General features: G+C 41.8%; 16 protein-coding genes. 6 read left to right on the top strand and 10 right to left on the bottom strand.

All coding sequences use genetic code 11. The features are described 5' to 3' along the window. The first annotated feature begins 95 nt into the window (after nt 1-95). Complete coding sequence (locus tag ACESR9_RS03955; protein WP_373105670.1) at nt 96-1,418, top strand: DUF1958 domain-containing protein; 1,323 nt, start codon at nt 96-98, stop codon at nt 1,416-1,418. Nucleotides 1,419-1,483: 65 nt separating this feature from the next. Here the strand turns inward: ACESR9_RS03955 and ACESR9_RS03950 are convergent, their stop codons facing one another. The 8 genes from ACESR9_RS03950 to ACESR9_RS03915 all read right to left on the bottom strand — a co-directional run bounded on the left by ACESR9_RS03950 (nt 1,484) and on the right by ACESR9_RS03915 (nt 9,708). Next, nucleotides 1,484-2,575, bottom strand: a complete 1,092-nt coding sequence (locus ACESR9_RS03950; RefSeq protein ID WP_373105668.1) for a glycerol dehydrogenase — start codon at nt 2,573-2,575, stop codon at nt 1,484-1,486. Nucleotides 2,576-2,589: 14 nt separating this feature from the next. Beyond that, nucleotides 2,590-3,258 (bottom strand): fructose-6-phosphate aldolase, encoded by a 669-nt coding sequence (locus ACESR9_RS03945; RefSeq protein ID WP_049486453.1) that lies wholly within the window; start codon nt 3,256-3,258, stop codon nt 2,590-2,592. A gap of 15 nt (nt 3,259-3,273) precedes the next feature. Next, nucleotides 3,274-5,712 carry a glycyl radical protein gene (locus tag ACESR9_RS03940; RefSeq protein ID WP_373105666.1) on the bottom strand — a complete coding sequence of 813 codons (2,439 nt, stop codon included), beginning with the start codon at nt 5,710-5,712 and terminating at the stop codon, nt 3,274-3,276. Between the two features lie 141 nt (nt 5,713-5,853). Next, on the bottom strand, nt 5,854-7,155 hold the full coding sequence (locus ACESR9_RS03935; protein WP_049486454.1) for a PTS sugar transporter subunit IIC: 1,302 nt from the start codon (nt 7,153-7,155) through the stop codon (nt 5,854-5,856). Nucleotides 7,156-7,166: 11 nt separating this feature from the next. Next, entirely contained in the window at nt 7,167-7,475 is a 309-nt protein-coding gene (locus ACESR9_RS03930; RefSeq protein WP_013904534.1) for a PTS sugar transporter subunit IIB, read from the bottom strand. A gap of 13 nt (nt 7,476-7,488) precedes the next feature. Further along, nucleotides 7,489-7,812, bottom strand: a complete 324-nt coding sequence (locus ACESR9_RS03925) for a PTS lactose/cellobiose transporter subunit IIA (RefSeq protein ID WP_049486455.1) — start codon at nt 7,810-7,812, stop codon at nt 7,489-7,491. Nucleotides 7,813-7,978: 166 nt separating this feature from the next. Then, nucleotides 7,979-8,950: a sugar-binding transcriptional regulator gene (locus ACESR9_RS03920; RefSeq protein WP_049486456.1), complete on the bottom strand. Its 972-nt coding sequence runs from the start codon at nt 8,948-8,950 to the stop codon at nt 7,979-7,981. A 14-nt stretch (nt 8,951-8,964) separates the two neighbouring features. Next, entirely contained in the window at nt 8,965-9,708 is a 744-nt protein-coding gene (locus tag ACESR9_RS03915) for a DeoR/GlpR family DNA-binding transcription regulator (protein WP_048717589.1), read from the bottom strand. A 130-nt stretch (nt 9,709-9,838) separates the two neighbouring features. Here ACESR9_RS03915 and ACESR9_RS03910 point away from each other — a divergent pair, with 130 nt between their 5' ends. Beyond that, entirely contained in the window at nt 9,839-10,615 is a 777-nt protein-coding gene (locus tag ACESR9_RS03910) for a glycyl-radical enzyme activating protein (RefSeq protein WP_048691616.1), read from the top strand. A 166-nt stretch (nt 10,616-10,781) separates the two neighbouring features. Here ACESR9_RS03910 and ACESR9_RS03905 read toward each other — a convergent pair whose 3' ends face one another. Then, entirely contained in the window at nt 10,782-12,677 is a 1,896-nt protein-coding gene (locus ACESR9_RS03905) for a M13 family metallopeptidase (protein ID WP_373105662.1), read from the bottom strand. Nucleotides 12,678-12,825: 148 nt separating this feature from the next. On the opposite strand from ACESR9_RS03905, the gene ACESR9_RS03900 reads away from it, so the two are divergent. The 4 genes from ACESR9_RS03900 (at nt 12,826) to tpx (ending at nt 15,901) form a co-directional block, all read left to right on the top strand. After that, nucleotides 12,826-13,548, top strand: a complete 723-nt coding sequence (locus ACESR9_RS03900) for a metal ABC transporter ATP-binding protein (RefSeq protein ID WP_195327194.1) — start codon at nt 12,826-12,828, stop codon at nt 13,546-13,548. Continuing rightward, nucleotides 13,545-14,387 (top strand): metal ABC transporter permease, encoded by an 843-nt coding sequence (locus tag ACESR9_RS03895; protein ID WP_003009914.1) that lies wholly within the window; start codon nt 13,545-13,547, stop codon nt 14,385-14,387. Before ACESR9_RS03900 ends, ACESR9_RS03895 begins: the two co-directional genes overlap by 4 nt. An 11-nt stretch (nt 14,388-14,398) precedes the next feature. Then, the gene (fimA, locus tag ACESR9_RS03890) at nt 14,399-15,328 is read left to right on the top strand and encodes a metal ABC transporter substrate-binding lipoprotein/fibrin-binding adhesin FimA (protein WP_373105660.1); all 930 of its coding nucleotides are present in this window, start codon (nt 14,399-14,401) and stop codon (nt 15,326-15,328) included. Nucleotides 15,329-15,406: 78 nt separating this feature from the next. Then, nucleotides 15,407-15,901, top strand: coding sequence for a thiol peroxidase (gene tpx / locus ACESR9_RS03885; protein ID WP_373105658.1), 495 nt, complete (start codon nt 15,407-15,409; stop codon nt 15,899-15,901). Nucleotides 15,902-15,934: 33 nt separating this feature from the next. Here the strand turns inward: tpx and ACESR9_RS03880 are convergent, their stop codons facing one another. After that, nucleotides 15,935-16,960, bottom strand: a complete 1,026-nt coding sequence (locus ACESR9_RS03880; protein WP_373105656.1) for a DUF3114 domain-containing protein — start codon at nt 16,958-16,960, stop codon at nt 15,935-15,937. Nucleotides 16,961-17,082: the final 122 nt, after the last annotated feature.

The following is a 17,082-nucleotide window of genomic DNA, read 5'->3' as shown; positions in this document are numbered from 1 at the left end:
TTTCCAGGAAAATGTAAACGCTTTTACTGCGAAATTGTTCTCTTTTTTCTTTTTCTAGAATTTTTTCCGTTTTAATCCCTAACCTGTATGATATAATGGAATTTATGAATAACGGGAGACATTTACACAAACGACTAAAACACAGCCTCTTGTCCCTCCTTGTAGGAGTCTTGACATTAGGTCCTATCTCTACTGCTTTTGCGGACGATATCTATCAGCAAGAAGATGTCATGAAAATCGCAGCCGATGCTGGACTGGTATTGGATGATTTTTACAATCCTAAGGCCGACATCGTCATCGATGCCAATACTGGAGCCATCCTATACGGAGACAATATCGACACGGTCCGGGACTCAGGCAGCATGGCCAAGCTCATGAGTGCCTATGTGGTCTTTCGGGCTCTCAAAGAAGGTAAGATCAAATACGATACCGTGGTCACAGCAACAGAGGCTGATCAAGCTATTTCAGAAAACAATTTGTTAAGTAACTCACCTATTGTAGCTGGTGTGGACTATAAGGTATCTGAATTGATCAAGATGCTCTTTGTCCCATCTTCTAGCGCAGCTGTGATTATGCTCGCAAACGCTGTTACGGACAATGATCCCGATAAGTTTTTGGACTTAATGAATCAGTACGCACAAGAAATGGGGATGAGCCATACCAAATGGCACAATCCAAATGGGGCAATGATTTCGGTACTTCAGGGCTACTACAATCCTCAGCGCTACGATGTCAATGCCAATAACGAAATTACAGCGCGAGACATGTCTATTCTGGCTTATCACATTGTAAACGACCTGCCAGAAATGCTGGAATACACCAAGCAAGCTCACACCACCATCATGGAAGGAACCCCTTACGAGCAAAGCTACGATAATTACAACACTTCCCTCGAAGGTGGAAAGTTCGCCCTCAAAGGAACAGATGGACTCAAGACCGGATCCAGCCCGACTGCTGACTACAACTACACCGCGACTACCAAGCGGGGTAAACAACGGATTATCGAAGTCATCCTAGGCGTTGGAAACTACGATGTCGAGATCGCCGAAAGCTACCGCAATCAGATCGGAAATACCTTGGCTGAGAAAATGTTCGCAGACTACCAGTATAAAAAAGTCCTTTCTGCAGGGGAACACACCATCGACGGGAAGACCATTCAACTGAAGCAAGACTTCTATGCAACCGTTAAAAAAGGCACGAATCCAGCAATTAAACTGGAAAACAACCGCCTGGTCGTCCAAAACGGCTTGCAACAGGTATCTCCAAGTATTAAGGCGGGAATGGCCGTGAGCGATTCTAAAGCAACAAACTCTAGCAGTAAACAGAAGGGACTAGATGCCATGTGGCTCTTCTGCTTCTTGCCAGCCGGAATCTTATACCTGATCTTTAAACAAACCGATCCAAAAAGAAGAAACTAAAACAATAACTCCCATACCTTATGGTAATGGGAGTTATTGTTTTAGAAAGGAGTTCCGTTCTATAGTTAGCCTAAGGACTTGACATAAGCATCTACTGCTACAATCGCTTGAGCAATATCAGATGCTTGTACCTTGAATGGCATTTGGTGAATGGTTTCTCCTTCGATGGTTGCTTGTTGGCCAACCTTGAGAAGATCTTCGTAGCTTGCATTTTCAAGATGCATTTCTTTCAGAGTCGTTGGCATGCCAATTTGTTGATAGAAACGAATGTATTTGTTCAATTCTTCTTTTGGTCGGTTTTCCAAGAACAATTGAACCAAGGTTCCATAGGCTACTTTTTCACCGTGAGTCAAATGGTGAATGTCTCCGGTGAGGGCCGTAAAGCCATTATGGATGGCATGGGCAGCAGCTAATCCCCCACTTTCAAACCCAATCCCACTAAGAAGGGTATTGGCTTCAATGATGTTTTCAAGAGCAGGGGTTACAACTTTGGCTTCACAAGCAGCCATGGCTTGGAGACCATCAGCAAATAAGGTTTCTTCACAACGTTGTGCAATGGCGACACCCGCTAAGGTTTGTCGTTGACCCAACATGGTTTTTCCATTCGCTTGCATCACTGCACGCGCTTCTACCCAAGTCGCTAATCCATCTGCGATACCAGAAGCGAGCAAGCGTTTTGGTGCTTGAGAGATCACTTTGCTATCCACCAAGACCAATTCTGGGTTCTTAGAATAGAAGATATAGCGCTCAAAGGCACCTTCATCCGTGTAGATAACTGACAAAGCGGAAACGGGAGCATCTGTAGAGGCAATGGTAGGGGCAATCACAACTGGTGATTTTAAAAGATCGGCAATAGCTTTCGCACTATCGATGGTCTTTCCTCCACCAAGTCCAATGACCAAATCACAGCCATTTTCTTCTGCCAAACTAACCACACGATTGATTTCGTTATCAGAAGCTTCTCCATTAAAGAAGACTGGCAAGACTGTAAATCCATACCGAAGGAGATATTTTTCAAATCGTTCTCCTACGATTTCATAGACTACTGAGTCGCATAGTAATACAGGATGACTCCCCAGTTCTAAAATAGGTTTTGCATTTTCAAATAAGGCATTTTCCCCTTGAATGTAACGTGACGGACTTGCAAAATTTCTCATATACTCCTCCTTTATCAAATTATATTCTGATGATGAATAGCTGACCAATCATTTGCAAAATCATTCACCGCTTTTTCAATTGACGGCATTCCAAAAGCCGCTTCAAAGACATCAGCCCCAGCAGTGATGGCTTGTGCCCCTTCTTTGAATGCTCGATTGACTTGACCGACATTCTTAAAGGATGCTGCTAGAATTTTGCTTGATGATTGATTTTTTTCGATTGAATCTGCCAATTGTGCTATTACCTGTGCTGAATCAATATTCAAGTTCTCCATTCGATTATAATAGGGAGCAAGGTAATCTGCGCCTGCTTCAATAGCCAAAAGACCTTGAAATACAGTATAAATTGCGGTTGCAGTAATTTTATAACCTTCTGATTTTAATGTTTTGATAGCTGCCAACCCCTCAGGAGTAACCGGAACTTTAATAAAAACATTTCCGCCACATTCTTGTCGAATTTTCGCAGCATCTTTTAAAATACCGTCATAATCTTTCGCAACAACTTGCACATGGATAGAAGGAGCTTCACCAATGATCTCCCGAACCTCATGAATCCGTTTAAAGAAATCGATTTCTCCTTCTTTTTTGGCAATTGTTGGGTTAGAGGTTACCCCAGCAAGAGGTAACACTCGAGCCCATTTTTTTATTTCATTTATATTTAAAGTATCAAGCATAAATTCCATATACATACCTCTTTACTATAGAGTATGCTCTGTCCGTCCAATAATATCATCTTGTGTAGCTCTTGATAGTACATTGAAGAAAGCTGAGTAGCCTGCAACACGTACAATTAAGTCACGGTGTTTTTCCGGATGTTTTTGAGCATCTAATAACGTTTCTCTAGAAACCACATTATATTGAATATGGTATCCATGTAGACGATTAAAGAACGTACGGAGTAAAGCAATAAGTTTTAATTTATCTTCTTCTTTGGCTAAAGTTTGTGGGTTTACTTTTTGGTTCAGTAAAACACCACCAACTATTTCATCTGTTGGCAATTTAGAAACTGATTTTAGAACAGATGTTGGGCCATGTTGGTCCATATTGTGGGATGGAGAGCATCCTTCTGCTAGTGGAGTTCCAGCATTACGACCGTCCGGAGTAGCTAATGTTCCACGACCTTGTCCTACATTGGCTGAAATAGAAGATGTACCTGAGTAACGGATACCACCGATTGGCCCACGTCCATAGCGAGTATTTGGATATTTAGCAATTTCATCCACATAAATATCGTATGCTTCTCGAACTAAGCTGTCTGCATAGTCATCATCGTTTCCATACTTCGGTGCATCATGGATAAGCATCTCTTGGATTTCTTTTCCACGTTCGCCCTCGTAATCGGTTTCCAGAGCATGCCATAGTTCTTGTGGTGTTAAGCGCCCTTCTTCAAATACCAGTTTCTTGATCGCTGCAAGCGAATCGGATAAGTTTGCAATACCCACTTGTAAACCAGAAATATAATCGTAGACAGCCCCACCTTCTTTTAGGTGTTTTCCACGTCCAATACAGTCATCTGTCAAAGCTGAACAGAGGATATCTGGCACTTCTCTTTCAAGAGATAGGTCGATAGAGTTTTCTACGATCACACTCATGCGGGTTAAGTGGCGTAAGGTCTTGTCCCATGCTGTTTGCAATTCATCGAAGCTCTTCATGTCTTTAAAATGACCAAAGCTTGGTGCAAAGCGCTTGCCAGAAGCAGGATCGATTCCGTCATTCATCGTAATGAGCAAAACTTTAGGGAAGTTCATATAACTCATACCTGTACAGCGATATCCCCACTTACCTGGAACAGCTGTTTCTACACAACCAATTGCACTGTAATCATAAGCATCTTCTTCAAGCACGCCTTTTGAAATAAAGGATGGAATAATGATCTCATCATTATTGAAAGCAGGCATACCGAATCCGAGCTTCATAACTTCAATACATTCGTTCATGAAGCGGGCATCCAAACCAGCATGGTAACGAACAGTTAAGTTTGGTTGAGGAAGGTGAGTTTGAGCAACAGACTTCAACACTAAATAAGACAATGGGTTAACAGCGTCTTTCTTATCACGCGTTTGACCACCAATCGTAACATTTTGATAAAGCGGACTACCTGCAGATGAGAAGGTATGTGCTTGACTACGTACTTTGTTAATTGTAATAGTCTTAATCCAAAGGTTGGTCAAGCGTTCAACAATACTCTCTTCAGTTTCCCGTCCACTTTCCAAATCAGCTTTAACGTATGGATACATATATTGGTCAAAACGGCCATATGAAAGTGAGTGTCCATTTGATTCAATCTGAAGAATACATTGGATAAACCAAACAGACTGAACAGCCTCTGCAAATGTACTTGCAGGCTCGTATGGAACTTTTGAGCAAATCTCTGCAATTTCAAGCAATTCCTTCTTACGTTCAGGAGTTGCTGTCTCAGCAAGTTGTTTAGCAAGTTCAACAAATCGTTGAGCATAGGTCTTAACAGCATCAACTACGATAAAGATAGAATCGTAAAAATGGTACTTATCAATGCTAGCTGGATCCGTTAGATCTAGGGCTGCTTTAGCTTGGCGGGCTCTTTCTTCAAAACCTTTCAAGCCATATTGCAATAATTTTTGATAATTGACTGCTAAGTGGGCATCTCCTGAATTCATCTTCCCTTCCATACCGAAGAATCCTGTTTCCATATAGACAGATACTTCTTCAGGTAGAAGAGCTCCAGCTCTTGCACGTAAGTTATTATTTTCCCAGAACGGTGCGATACTACGGAGCTGCTCTTTCGTTTCTTCCGTAATATAGAAGACGTCACCATCCCGCTTTTCAAAAAGATCCAATTCCTTCAGAACGAACTCTAAAGTATATTCTGGGAAGATCGGAGCATCTTTATTAGAGGATGCTTGGTTTCCAGCAATCATGGATTCATCCTCAATATAGATTGTCATATTTTCAAGAATCTCTTTCAACATATAGGCACGTTTAAGAACATTTGGTTGTTCCTTATAACGATTATATGCCTTAGTTGCAAGAACGGCACGTTCAGCGTCGATATAAGGCTTCTTGTTTAAGACATCTTCACGATACTTATTCATGCGTTCAGTGAGGCTTCCAAAATATTCTGTTTTAATGCTTGTACTTGCTACTTCTACTTGTTTCATTTTTTCAAAACCTTTCTTTTGAAATTATTTTGTTTTCTTTCGTAACTATAGTAGCATTAAATTTTACGAATTTCAATGAATTATGGATAATACCTATAAATTCTATTCTAGTCGCACATCTGTGCACTCCTAATAAACGCACTATTTTTCAGCTTGTAATTCGTTGTTATAGGCAAGATTATCTTGGAATTTGAAGAATGGGAAATATACGACAGTCGAGGTTGCGAGAACCAGCACTTGAACGAAAGCACCTTGCCAACCTCCAACCATAAATCCAGAAATAATGGCTGGTGTACTCCAAGGAAGGGTCACACCTGAGAATGGATGCATGAACCCAATAGCAATTGAAGTATAAACAATTATCGCTGCTAAAATTGGAACGATAATAAATGGAAGGAACATCACTGGGTTCATTACAATTGGGAAGCCAAATACGACGGGTTCATTAACATTGAAGATTGCAGGAAAAGCTGCAACTTTCCCAAGTGCCTTATATTGTTTTGACTTAGCAGCAAATAACATAGCAACAACCAAACCAAAGGTTATACCTGATCCAGACAAAATAAGGAAACTATCTAGGAATTGTTGAGTTACAATGTGAGCACCATTTTCAACGGATAGCTTCCCAGCTGCCAACATTGATTTATTGGCATCCAGGTTAGAAAGTAGTAAGGCTGTTACTACACCATTGACAACTGATTGTCCGTGCACACCAAACCACCACAAGAACGAAATAAAGAAGGCAATTCCAATCGCTCCGTAAAGTGATCCTGTTAGACCTTGTAGAGGAACCTGAATGACATCATAGATCATTTCAATGAAAGTACCGCCACTTGTCACTACTTTTGATACGATATAGACAATCATTGATAGTAAGAAAATCACGAAAGCAGGAATCATCGCTTCAAATTGTTTGGCAATGGCTTGAGGTACTTGTTCTGGCATTTTAATAACAATGTGTCTTTGGATAAACACAGTATAAATCGCACCAACTACCAGACCTATAATAATAGCCCCGATAATCCCTTGACCACCAAACCATACTTTTGCAATGGCATCACCAATTGGTTCTCCCTTAGCTGGTACATAAGAAGATTTTAACAAGATAAAGTATGAAGATAGGGACAAAACTCCTGCTGGCAAGGGTTCTACTCCACTGTTTTTAGCATATGAATAACCAATGGAGAAGCACGAAATTAAGCCCATGATGGCGAATGTTCCTGAATAAACCTGCATAAATGGCTCTGTCCACGTATCGCCAAATACACTAGCAATAGCCTGATTAAGGCCTTCAAATGGTAATTGCCCAATAATCAGGAACAAACTACCAACTACCGTTAATGGAAGGATCGCTAACATCCCATCTTTAAGAGCAATAATTCCTTTCAAGTTTACAAACCGCATGATTGGAGCGATAATTTTCTGAGAATTAAAATTAGACATGGGAAGCCTCCTTATTTTTCTCCTAGCAATTCTAGAGCTAGATTTAGTACTTTCTTACCATCCAACATCCCATAATCTGCCATAGGGATGACAGCAATAGGAATATGGTTTGCCTCACAAATCGCTTTTGATTTATCCAAAGTATAAGCTACTTGAGGGCCCAACAAAGCGACATCGATTTCAGGAGCAAAATCTGCTAATTTCGCTTGAGAATAGGCATCGATTTCAGCATCAATCCCTAATTCCTTAGCCGCCACCTTCATATTATTTACCAACATTCCTGTTGAAAATCCTGCTGCACAAAACAATCCAATTTTCATCTTCTTTTCCTCCTTATTGTTTCGCTGAAAGTTCTTTACGTAAGTCAATCATTTCTTTGATCAAGTTAATCTCTGTGATTGAAGTCATTAAGTGATCTTGTGAGTGCACAAACAAAGCTGTAATCTCTGTCTTTGTCCCACCTGCTTCCTGGGCTAAAAATTGTGTTTGCAAGTTATGCGCTTCTAGCAATGCTGCATCTGCTTTCGCAATTTCGTCTTCAGAAGATGTAAAATCGCCCTCCTTAGCATATGATAAAGCTTGGTAAATATGCTGTTTAGCATCACCCGCATTTAAAATCAATCCCATAATAATTTGGTCTGCAACAATTATTTCCATGTGCACTACACTCCTTTATCAATCTACTGAAAGCGCTTTTTCTATTGTCAATATACCATTTATATTTTTGCCGGTCAATAAAAATCACAACATTTGATTATTGTTTTTGTTTTTTGCACATTTGTGCTATTCAACTCAAAAAAATAAGGACTGCATTCCTGCTGTCCTATTTTTTAGTAAATTGCTGATCACCATCTAATTCTAAGACTTTTAAGATCGTTGCTTCATCTGTGACTAAATGATTGATATAGTTGGCTTTCAAAACCGATAAAAGTGCTTTTGCTTTCTGATCACCGTAGGCCAAAGAGATGGTGTTTGGTACCTCTCTCAATTCCTCCAATGTGATAGATATTGTTCTTTCCTGTAATTCAGGATAAACGGGGATACCTTCTTGATCAAAGAAACGACAGCATACTTCTCCTACAGCATGTTCTGACTCCAATTTCTTAAAATCATTTGATGTCAGCATATCAAACCACTGAGGATTCTTGCTATCTGCATAGCCACCAATCCCTACAGCCGCAACATCCAAACAACGCCAACTAGCTTTCAAATCCTCAAAATACTTAGAAGATAAGATGCCTTCCGTCACCTCAGAATTTTCTTGAATGACACTCGCGTTTATAAAATGACATTCTCCATGAAATTTACTCGCCATACTGTAGATCAGCGTATTGACATGGTAGCGAGCATGAATATGACTGGGACCTCCAGCTAGGGGATAAAACTGTACACCATCCAAGCGCTTCGTTCCAACTTGTTCTACCATTAATCTGAGAGACTTGCCCCATGAAAATCCGACTGTCATTCCATCTTCAATCAAATTACGAAGCATGACCGCACTTGCTTGCGCCAGTCGCTTTTCAAGGCTTTCTCGAGGTTCATCAACTAGATTCGGTATAATCTCGATAGCTTTTAAGCCATATTTTTGTTTGATATAATTTTCTAAATGGAAGAGGCGAGTATCAAAGTTTTCGATTTCAATTTTTACTACGCCCTCTTTCTTGGCCTCTGCTAGCATTCTGCTGACAGTTGTACGGTAGATTCCAGTTTCTGCTGCGATTTGCGATTGACTTTTGTCTTCAACATAGTATAGATAGGCTAATTTAGCAAGTAACTTTTTCCGTTCATCTTTCAATTGGCTTCTCCTTCTTATACTAAAGTTAAAATTGTTTGTGAATCCTCAAGTTTTTCTTTCGCTTCTTGAGATATATTCTTATCTGTTATGACTCTCGAAACTTGTGAAAGTGCAAATCGTCTGACAGTTCCACATTTCCCAAATTTACTTGAATCTGTTAAGACAATCACTTCTTTAGAAACATCGGACATAGCTTGAACAACTTCACTTCTCATCATATCTTTCCCAGTAAAGCCAAGTTCGTCATCATATCCGTCTACCCCTACAAAAGCAAAGGGAACTCTAAAAGAGCGGATTAATTCTTTCAAAAGCGGACCTACAGTCACTCTCGATTCTTTTTGAAATTCACCACCAAGTAGGATGATTTTACAAGAATCATATTCCTGAATATAATCTGCAATAAAGTAAGAATTTGTCACAATCTTGACATTCTTTTTTGTTTGGCAAATTTCTTCCGCTAGCAAGGCACATGTAGAGCCCGATTCAATCAAAACCGTGTCGTTATCCTTAATTAATTTAGCAGCTTCCCTGGCTATTCTTTTCTTGGTATCATATTGAAAGGACAGTCGAACATTGATATCATCTCCACTATTTAAAACAGCATAGCCGTGTTCTCTATGCAATAATCCTTTGGATTCTAGCTTGTCCAAATCCTTTCGAATGGTCACTTTAGAGACTTGTAATTTCTCAGACAAACTATTAACATCAATCTTTTCAAATTCCGATACTAATTTCAATATTTCATCTAAACGTTGCATTGTTTTTACCTCTTCTCTATTTTAGCAAATTTTCGAGTGAATTCAAAACAAAATAAACTTTCGTTCGTAATTGAATTAGTTTCTTAAATAATGTATAATGGACTTACTAGATTGATAGGAGAGCAAAAATATGGAACAAAATCGCGGCATAATCTTTAATATCCAACACTTTAGTATCCATGATGGCCCTGGAATCCGAACTACTGTATTTTTAAAAGGATGTCCCCTACGTTGTCCATGGTGCTCCAATCCTGAATCCCAGCGTGCAAATCCTGAAAAAATGTTGGATGCTGTTACTAAAAAGGAAACCATCACAGGAGAAGAAAAAACAGTTACCGAGATCATAGATGATGTCTTAAAAGACGTTGACTTCTACGAAGAATCTGGTGGTGGCCTTACCCTGTCTGGTGGAGAAATCTTCGCTCAATTTGAATTTGCCAAAGCTATCTTAAAAGCTGCGAAAGAAGTTGGACTTCATACTGCAATCGAAACGACAGCTTTTGTTGAACATGAGAAATTTGTCGATCTCATTCAGTATGTTGATTTTATTTATACAGACCTTAAACATTACAATACACTTAAACATAAGAAGGTTGTCGGAGTCAACAATCATCTGATTATTAAAAATATTCATTATGCCTTTGCTCAAAACAAAACAATCGTTTTACGTATTCCAGTCATTCCTAATTTCAATGACTCTTTAACTGATGCTGAAGAATTTGCTTCCCTTTTTAATTCTCTCAACATCGATGAAGTACAACTTCTCCCATTTCACCAGTTTGGAGAAAACAAATACAAGCTTTTAGGACGTCGCTATGAAATGGAAGGAATAAAAGCCCTGCATCCAGAAGATTTATATGACTACCAGCAAGTTTTTTTAGATCATGACATTCACTGTTATTTCTAATCCACTCAAAAATCCCCAAAACTAGTTTCAGTAGATTGAAACTTGGCTTTGGGGATTTTTATTTTTTTACGACCGTCGAGAAAAAGAGAGATTGCCTGGTGGGCATGGCCCACATGGTCAATCTCCTATTTTCTTCTCGCTTTTTTTACGGGCTTAGTATCTTGATTTACCAAATGATCACACGATCTTCTGGTGCGCGCCACATGCCGTCGCCTTCTTTGACATCAAAGGTTTCAAAGAATTCGTCAAAGTTTGGTAATTGGACATTGGTGCGGAGTTTTCCTGGTGCGTGGACATCGACACTTGCGAGGAGTTGCATGTACTCTGTCCGAGCTTTCATGCGCCAGATGCGAGCAAAGTTGGTGAAGAATTCTTCTGCTGAGAAGTCTGCTTCTTTCTTCGCTGCTTCAAGGGCTGCAGCGATCCCTCCGAGGTCTGCCACGTTTTCAGAAACAGTCAATTTCCCGTTAATCTTGGCACCGTATGAGTCTTGGCCTTCAAACTGATCGATGACCTTTTGCGTGCGAGCGGTAAAGGCTTCGTAATCTTCTGGTTTCCACCAGTCTTTCAAGCTACCGTGCTCGTCAAAGGAAGCACCATTGGTGTCAAAGGCATGGGAGATTTCATGGGCAATGACCGCACCGATTCCACCATAGTTGGCTGATGATGATTGGTGAAGGTCATAGAATGGTGCTTGTAAAATCGCTGCTGGGAAGACGATTTGGTTTTGTTGCGGATCATAGTAGGCATTGACCATATTAGCTGGCATGTGCCACTCGCTTCGATCAACCGGTTGGTTCCACTTGCTCCAAGTATGGGCAATGGAAATTTCGTAAAGGGCTTGAGCATTTTCCACCAAGGTCTTGCTCTCGTCGATGATCTTCTTGGCGTATGTTTCTGGTAATTTTTCAGGGTAGCCGATATGCGGTGTGATGACATTGAGCTTGACAATAGCTTTTTCGCGGGTTTCAGGAGCGAGCCAGTCTGCTTTTTCAAGACGATCCTTGTAGACCTCAATCATGGTCGCTACTTTGTGCTCTACATCTGCTTTTGCTTCTGGTGAAAATTTTTCTCCCGCATACCAGAGTCCAAGCGCTTGGCTATATGGTACTTCTGCTAATGACAAGGCCGCCTTTTCTTTTGGACGAGGTTCTGGAACACCTGCAATCGTACGACTATATTCACCAGCCAAGACACGGATTTCTTCGGTCAAGAATAAAGTCCAATCTACGGCTGCACCGAGTTTCAATCTTGCATGAATAGTTTCCCAGTTGGCTGCTGAATAGAATGTTGGTGCGAATTCCTTCCAGAAACGCTCTTCTGGAACGATGATTTTATCCGGAGTTTGTCCGATCACTTCTGTAAAGAAAGTATCGAGTGGCAATTCTGGAACCAAGGCCTTGAAATCTGCCCACTCATAAGGATGGTAGAGTTTGTTGTACTCGGATCTTTCTTCATTTGACAAGATATATTTGGCCAATTCTGCATCCGACGCAATGACCTTATCCAGGATATCTTTGATTTCTGCCTCTGAGAATTCAAATTTAGGTAAAAGTTTTTCCATCATTTGGCGCCAGATAGCCAGTAGTTCTGGGCCTTTTTCGTTGCCTTCTTCATAGTAGGTCGTATCTGGCAAGATATGAGCCGGCGCTTCTCCCCACAAGACATTCATTTGGGCATTCATATAGTCTGGTGACACGCTAAATGGCATGATATTTGGTTTGCCAGCTAGTTCATAGGCTCCCAGCTTGCTGGTATAGTCTTCAAAAGAAGACAAGGCCTTGATTTCATTGATCAAGGGCATGGCTGGTGCTACACCAGCTACTTCCCGTGCATCAAAATCTGCCACCATTTTATGGTATTTGACAAAGTTTTGCAGAATGCTGTCTTCAGGCAGCTCTTCTCCCCGTTGCCATTTCCCAGTGATATCCAACATCAAGTTTTCGATGTCTCGATCTAAGTCCATAAAACCACCAGTTGACGGTTTGTCATCAGGAATCACAGCTGTCTCAGCCCATTCCCCATTGACGTAATCATAAAAATCATCTTGTAAACGTACCATGATCTTCTCGCTTTCATTCTTTTCTAATAACCTTATCAAAAATAGGAACTTTTTTCAATGATTACAAGAGATTTAAGCTAAATTATTTTAAAAATTAACTTGACTTAATTTTTTTATTTATGTATATTAATAGTAAAGGAGCAAAATCATGATTCAAATTGAACATCTAAGTGTTGCCTACCAGCAAACACTGGCCTTGGAGGATCTTTCCCTCACCATCCAGGGTCCAACCATCCTAGGAATTCTTGGGCCCAACGGAGCAGGAAAATCAACCCTGATCAAGGCCATGCTAGAACTTCTCCCTCATTCGGGAAGGGTCCAGCTCGATCAAAAAGACCTCAGCCAAGTTCTTCAACGGGTGGCCTACGTCGAACAGAAATCCGCTATTGATTTCCACTTCCCCATCACGGTGCGGGAGTGTGTCTCACTGGGCCTCTACCCCCATCTTTCTATCTTCAAGCGAAAAAGTAAAGAAGATCTCCAAAAAGTGGAAAATGCCATGAAGCTTGTCAATCTTCTTGATCTAGCAGATCGCCAGATTGGTCAGCTTTCAGGAGGGCAATTCCAACGGGTCCTAATCGCCCGCTGCTTGGTCCAAGAAGCAGAGGTCATCTTTTTGGATGAGCCCTTTGCAGGGATTGACTCCGTTAGCGAAGACATCATCATGCAAACACTAAAAACCTTGAAAAAAGAAGGCAAGACCATCCTGATCGTCCATCACGACCTCAGCAAGGTCCCTGCTTACTTCGACCAGGTCCTCCTTCTCCATCGTAAGCTGATTGCTTTTGGAAAAACAGAGGAAACCTTTACCAAGGAGAATCTGCATGCAGCCTACGGGCATGAACTCTTTATAGGAGGTGGAGTCGGATGATTACAGAATTTATCGATGGATTACAGCAATTCCACTTCTTACAGAATGCCCTGATCACAGCCATTGCCATTGGTATTGTCGCTGGAGCTGTCGGATGCTTCATTATTTTGCGAGGCATGTCTCTCATGGGAGATGCTATCTCGCACGCAGTCCTTCCAGGGGTGGCCCTGTCCTTTATCCTTGGCATCAATTTCTTTATTGGCGCCATTGTCTTTGGGCTTCTAGCTTCCATCCTTATCACCTATATCAAGAGTAACTCCATCATTAAGAGCGACACAGCGATAGGGATTACCTTTTCTTCTTTCCTTGCCTTAGGAGTCATTCTGATTGGAGTCGCAAAAAGTTCCACCGACCTCTTCCACATCCTCTTTGGGAATATCTTGGCCGTGCAAGACCAGGATATGTGGATGACCATCGGTGTTGGGGTGGCGGTCTTGCTGGTAATTGTCCTGCTCTTTCGTCCCTTGCTGCTCACTTCTTTTGATCCCGTTCTGGCTCAATCCATGGGCGTTCGGGTCAAGATCTATCACTACCTCCTCATGGTGCTCTTGACTTTGGTTTCTGTCACTGCTATGCAAAGTGTCGGGACCATTCTGATCGTCGCCATGCTCATCACACCTGCTGCGACAGCCTATCTCTATGCCAATAGCCTCTGGTCCATGATGCTCTTGTCCTCTAGCCTAGGCGCTCTTGCATCCGTTCTGGGACTCTTTATTGGCTATAGTTTGAACATCGCCGTTGGGTCTTGTATTGTCCTCACTTCTGCCGTCTTCTTTCTCATCAGCTTTTTTATCGCTCCTAAGCAGAGAAAGAACAAGCACGCTCTTTCATCTCATTAAAGGAGAAACACATGAAAAAAATCGCTTCTGTCCTCGCCCTCTTTGTGGCGCTCTTATTCGGTCTTCTAGCCTGTAGCAAGGGTTCTTCTTCTGGAGCTTCTGGTAAATTGAAAGTGGTCACCACCAATTCGATCCTTGCAGATATGACCAAAAATATTGCTGGGGATAAGATCGAGCTCCACAGTATCGTTCCCGTCGGCAAAGATCCCCACGAATACGAACCACTACCAGAAGATGTCAAAAAAACTTCGCAAGCAGACCTGATCTTCTACAACGGGATCAACCTCGAAACCGGTGGCAATGCTTGGTTTACTAAATTGGTCAAAAATGCCAATAAAGTTGAAAACAAAGACTATTTCGCAGCTAGCGACGGAGTCGACGTCATCTACTTGGAAGGCCAAAACCAAGCTGGAAAAGAAGACCCTCACGCTTGGCTCAATCTCGAAAACGGGATACTCTACGCTAAAAACATTGCCAAACAATTGATCGCAAAAGATCCCAAAAACAAGGACTTCTACGAAAAAAATCTAGCTGCCTATACTGAAAAACTCAGCAAGCTCGACCAAGAAGCCAAACAAAAATTCAACAATATCCCAGAAGATAAGAAGATGATTGTAACCAGCGAAGGCTGCTTCAAATACTTCTCCAAAGCCTACGGCGTCCCATCTGCCTATATCTGGGAAATCAATACGGAAGAAGAAGGCACACCTGACCAAATCAAAACGCTGCTAGAAAAGCTCCGGCAAACCAAGGTACCAGCCCTCTTTGTCGAATCCAGTGTCGATGAACGTCCTATGAAAACTGTGTCTAAGGATACCAATATCCCGATCTTTGCAAAGATCTTTACTGACTCGATTGCCAAAGAAGGGGAAAAGGGTGATAGCTACTACAGCATGATGAAGTGGAACTTAGACAAGATCGCAGAAGGTTTGAGTCAGTAGCCCCTTCAGATTTCCAAACAAATCAGTGGCCCCTCCTCCAGTATTGCGGTACAATAAAAACAAAAAAGGAGTCTTTTTATGGCAACATTTTTAGGAAACCCTGTTACCTTTACCGGATCTCAACTTCAAGTAGGGGAAATTGCCCATGATTTTTCATTGATCACTCCAGCTCTGGAGAAAAAATCTTTGGCTGATTTTGCCGGCAAGAAAAAAGTCCTCAGTATCATCCCATCCATCGACACAGGGATCTGTTCGATGCAAACACGTCACTTCAACAAGACCTTGTCGGACTTGGAAGACACTGTCGTCTTGACGGTCTCTGTCGACCTTCCTTTTGCTCAAGGTAAATGGTGCGCTGCTGAAGGACTCGACAATGCCATCATGCTCTCAGACTACTACGACCATTCCTTCGGGAAAGCTTATGGCCTCTTGATCAATGAATGGCACTTGCTTGCGCGCGCTGTCTTGGTCTTAGATGCTGACAACAAAGTGACTTACGTTGAGTACCTAGACAACATCAACAGCGAACCCAATTACGACGCTGCAATCGAAACCGTCAAAGCACTTGGATAAACGAAAAAGAGGTCGTAGACCTCTTTTTGTCTGCTATAAAATCCGATGGAGCCCATTTTGGAGGAGGACCCGCCAGCGTAAGCGAGGGATGCCTTGTAGAAAGCTTCGCACGCGCTTTGCCACTTGTTGCTTATAGCTCTTACCTCCCTGTGCAAAAACTCCTTTTCGACTCCAATAACCTTGCTCTCCTCGGTCATTCTTCGGAGCTAGATAGCGAACATCTTGCTGATAGAGGACCTGCTTGCGAAAGGCTGGATCCCAAGCTTTGACGGGATCAATATCCAAGCCCTTATGGGTCCGGCCCCTAGCCAAGCCGTAGTTAAAACTGGCACCATTGACAATGCCATTTTCAGAAACTTCTATTGGATCAACTTCATTGAGAAAATGCCCAGCTTGATCGAGAATATACTCCGTATGAAAATTTAACAAGACCTTGAAATTAACTTGTTGGGAGGCCCCTGATGGATAATGAAGGTGACCATCTGGCCTTAGGGAGACCTTGTTATGAAGACGAGCAGCCGCATAAGCATCCACCGTGACCGCTCTAGCCTCCTGTAGGTAAGCTTGTAAGGCCTCCTCGTCAGTCTGTCCAGTTCTGGGCTCATGCGTCCGAATCCATTGTGCCTGGTAACTTGAAAGTAGGTAGCGCAACTGGTGAACCTGGCGTTTCAAGAGCTGGTCTCCCGACTGATCTGCTAAAGGATCCTTTTTAAAAGCGATTTGCACGACGCGTGAAAAAGCCTTCCAAAAGTCGGAACCTGGTGGACAATCTGGAGCCATCCTACTCAGAAGAAATGCTGTTTCTTCACAAGTTCCAGACAAGTCACTCGGCATTAGGAGAATTTTCATGACGCCCCTCAGTAAGTCTTGGGCAGCAGTCTCCGTTAGATCTTTGATCTCTTGAAACCACATGTTTTGAAACAGAGGACTGGCAAAGAAAAAGATAGACTGGTATTGTTCTTGGTAGGCTTGTGGATCTTTGTATCCCTGCAAGTGCTTCTCTAGATAGGCTAAACTATTTTCTCTCCAGCCTAGTCTCGCTAATTCCCGTCTGTTCATGATGCCGTCCTTTCTATGCTACTATACTACCATCTTTTGGAGCTTGAGACAATTCTCATTACTCCACTAGCGTTTTTGAGGATTTTTTTGATATACTAGAAGTGAGCGAAGAAAAGAGGAAA

Source organism: Streptococcus parasanguinis (assembly GCF_964238605.1).
In the GTDB taxonomy this organism is placed as follows: Bacteria; Bacillota; Bacilli; order Lactobacillales; family Streptococcaceae; genus Streptococcus; species Streptococcus parasanguinis_AJ.
The sequence above is the reverse complement of the archived record's forward strand: the minus strand, read 5'-3'. Positions and strand labels throughout refer to the sequence as shown.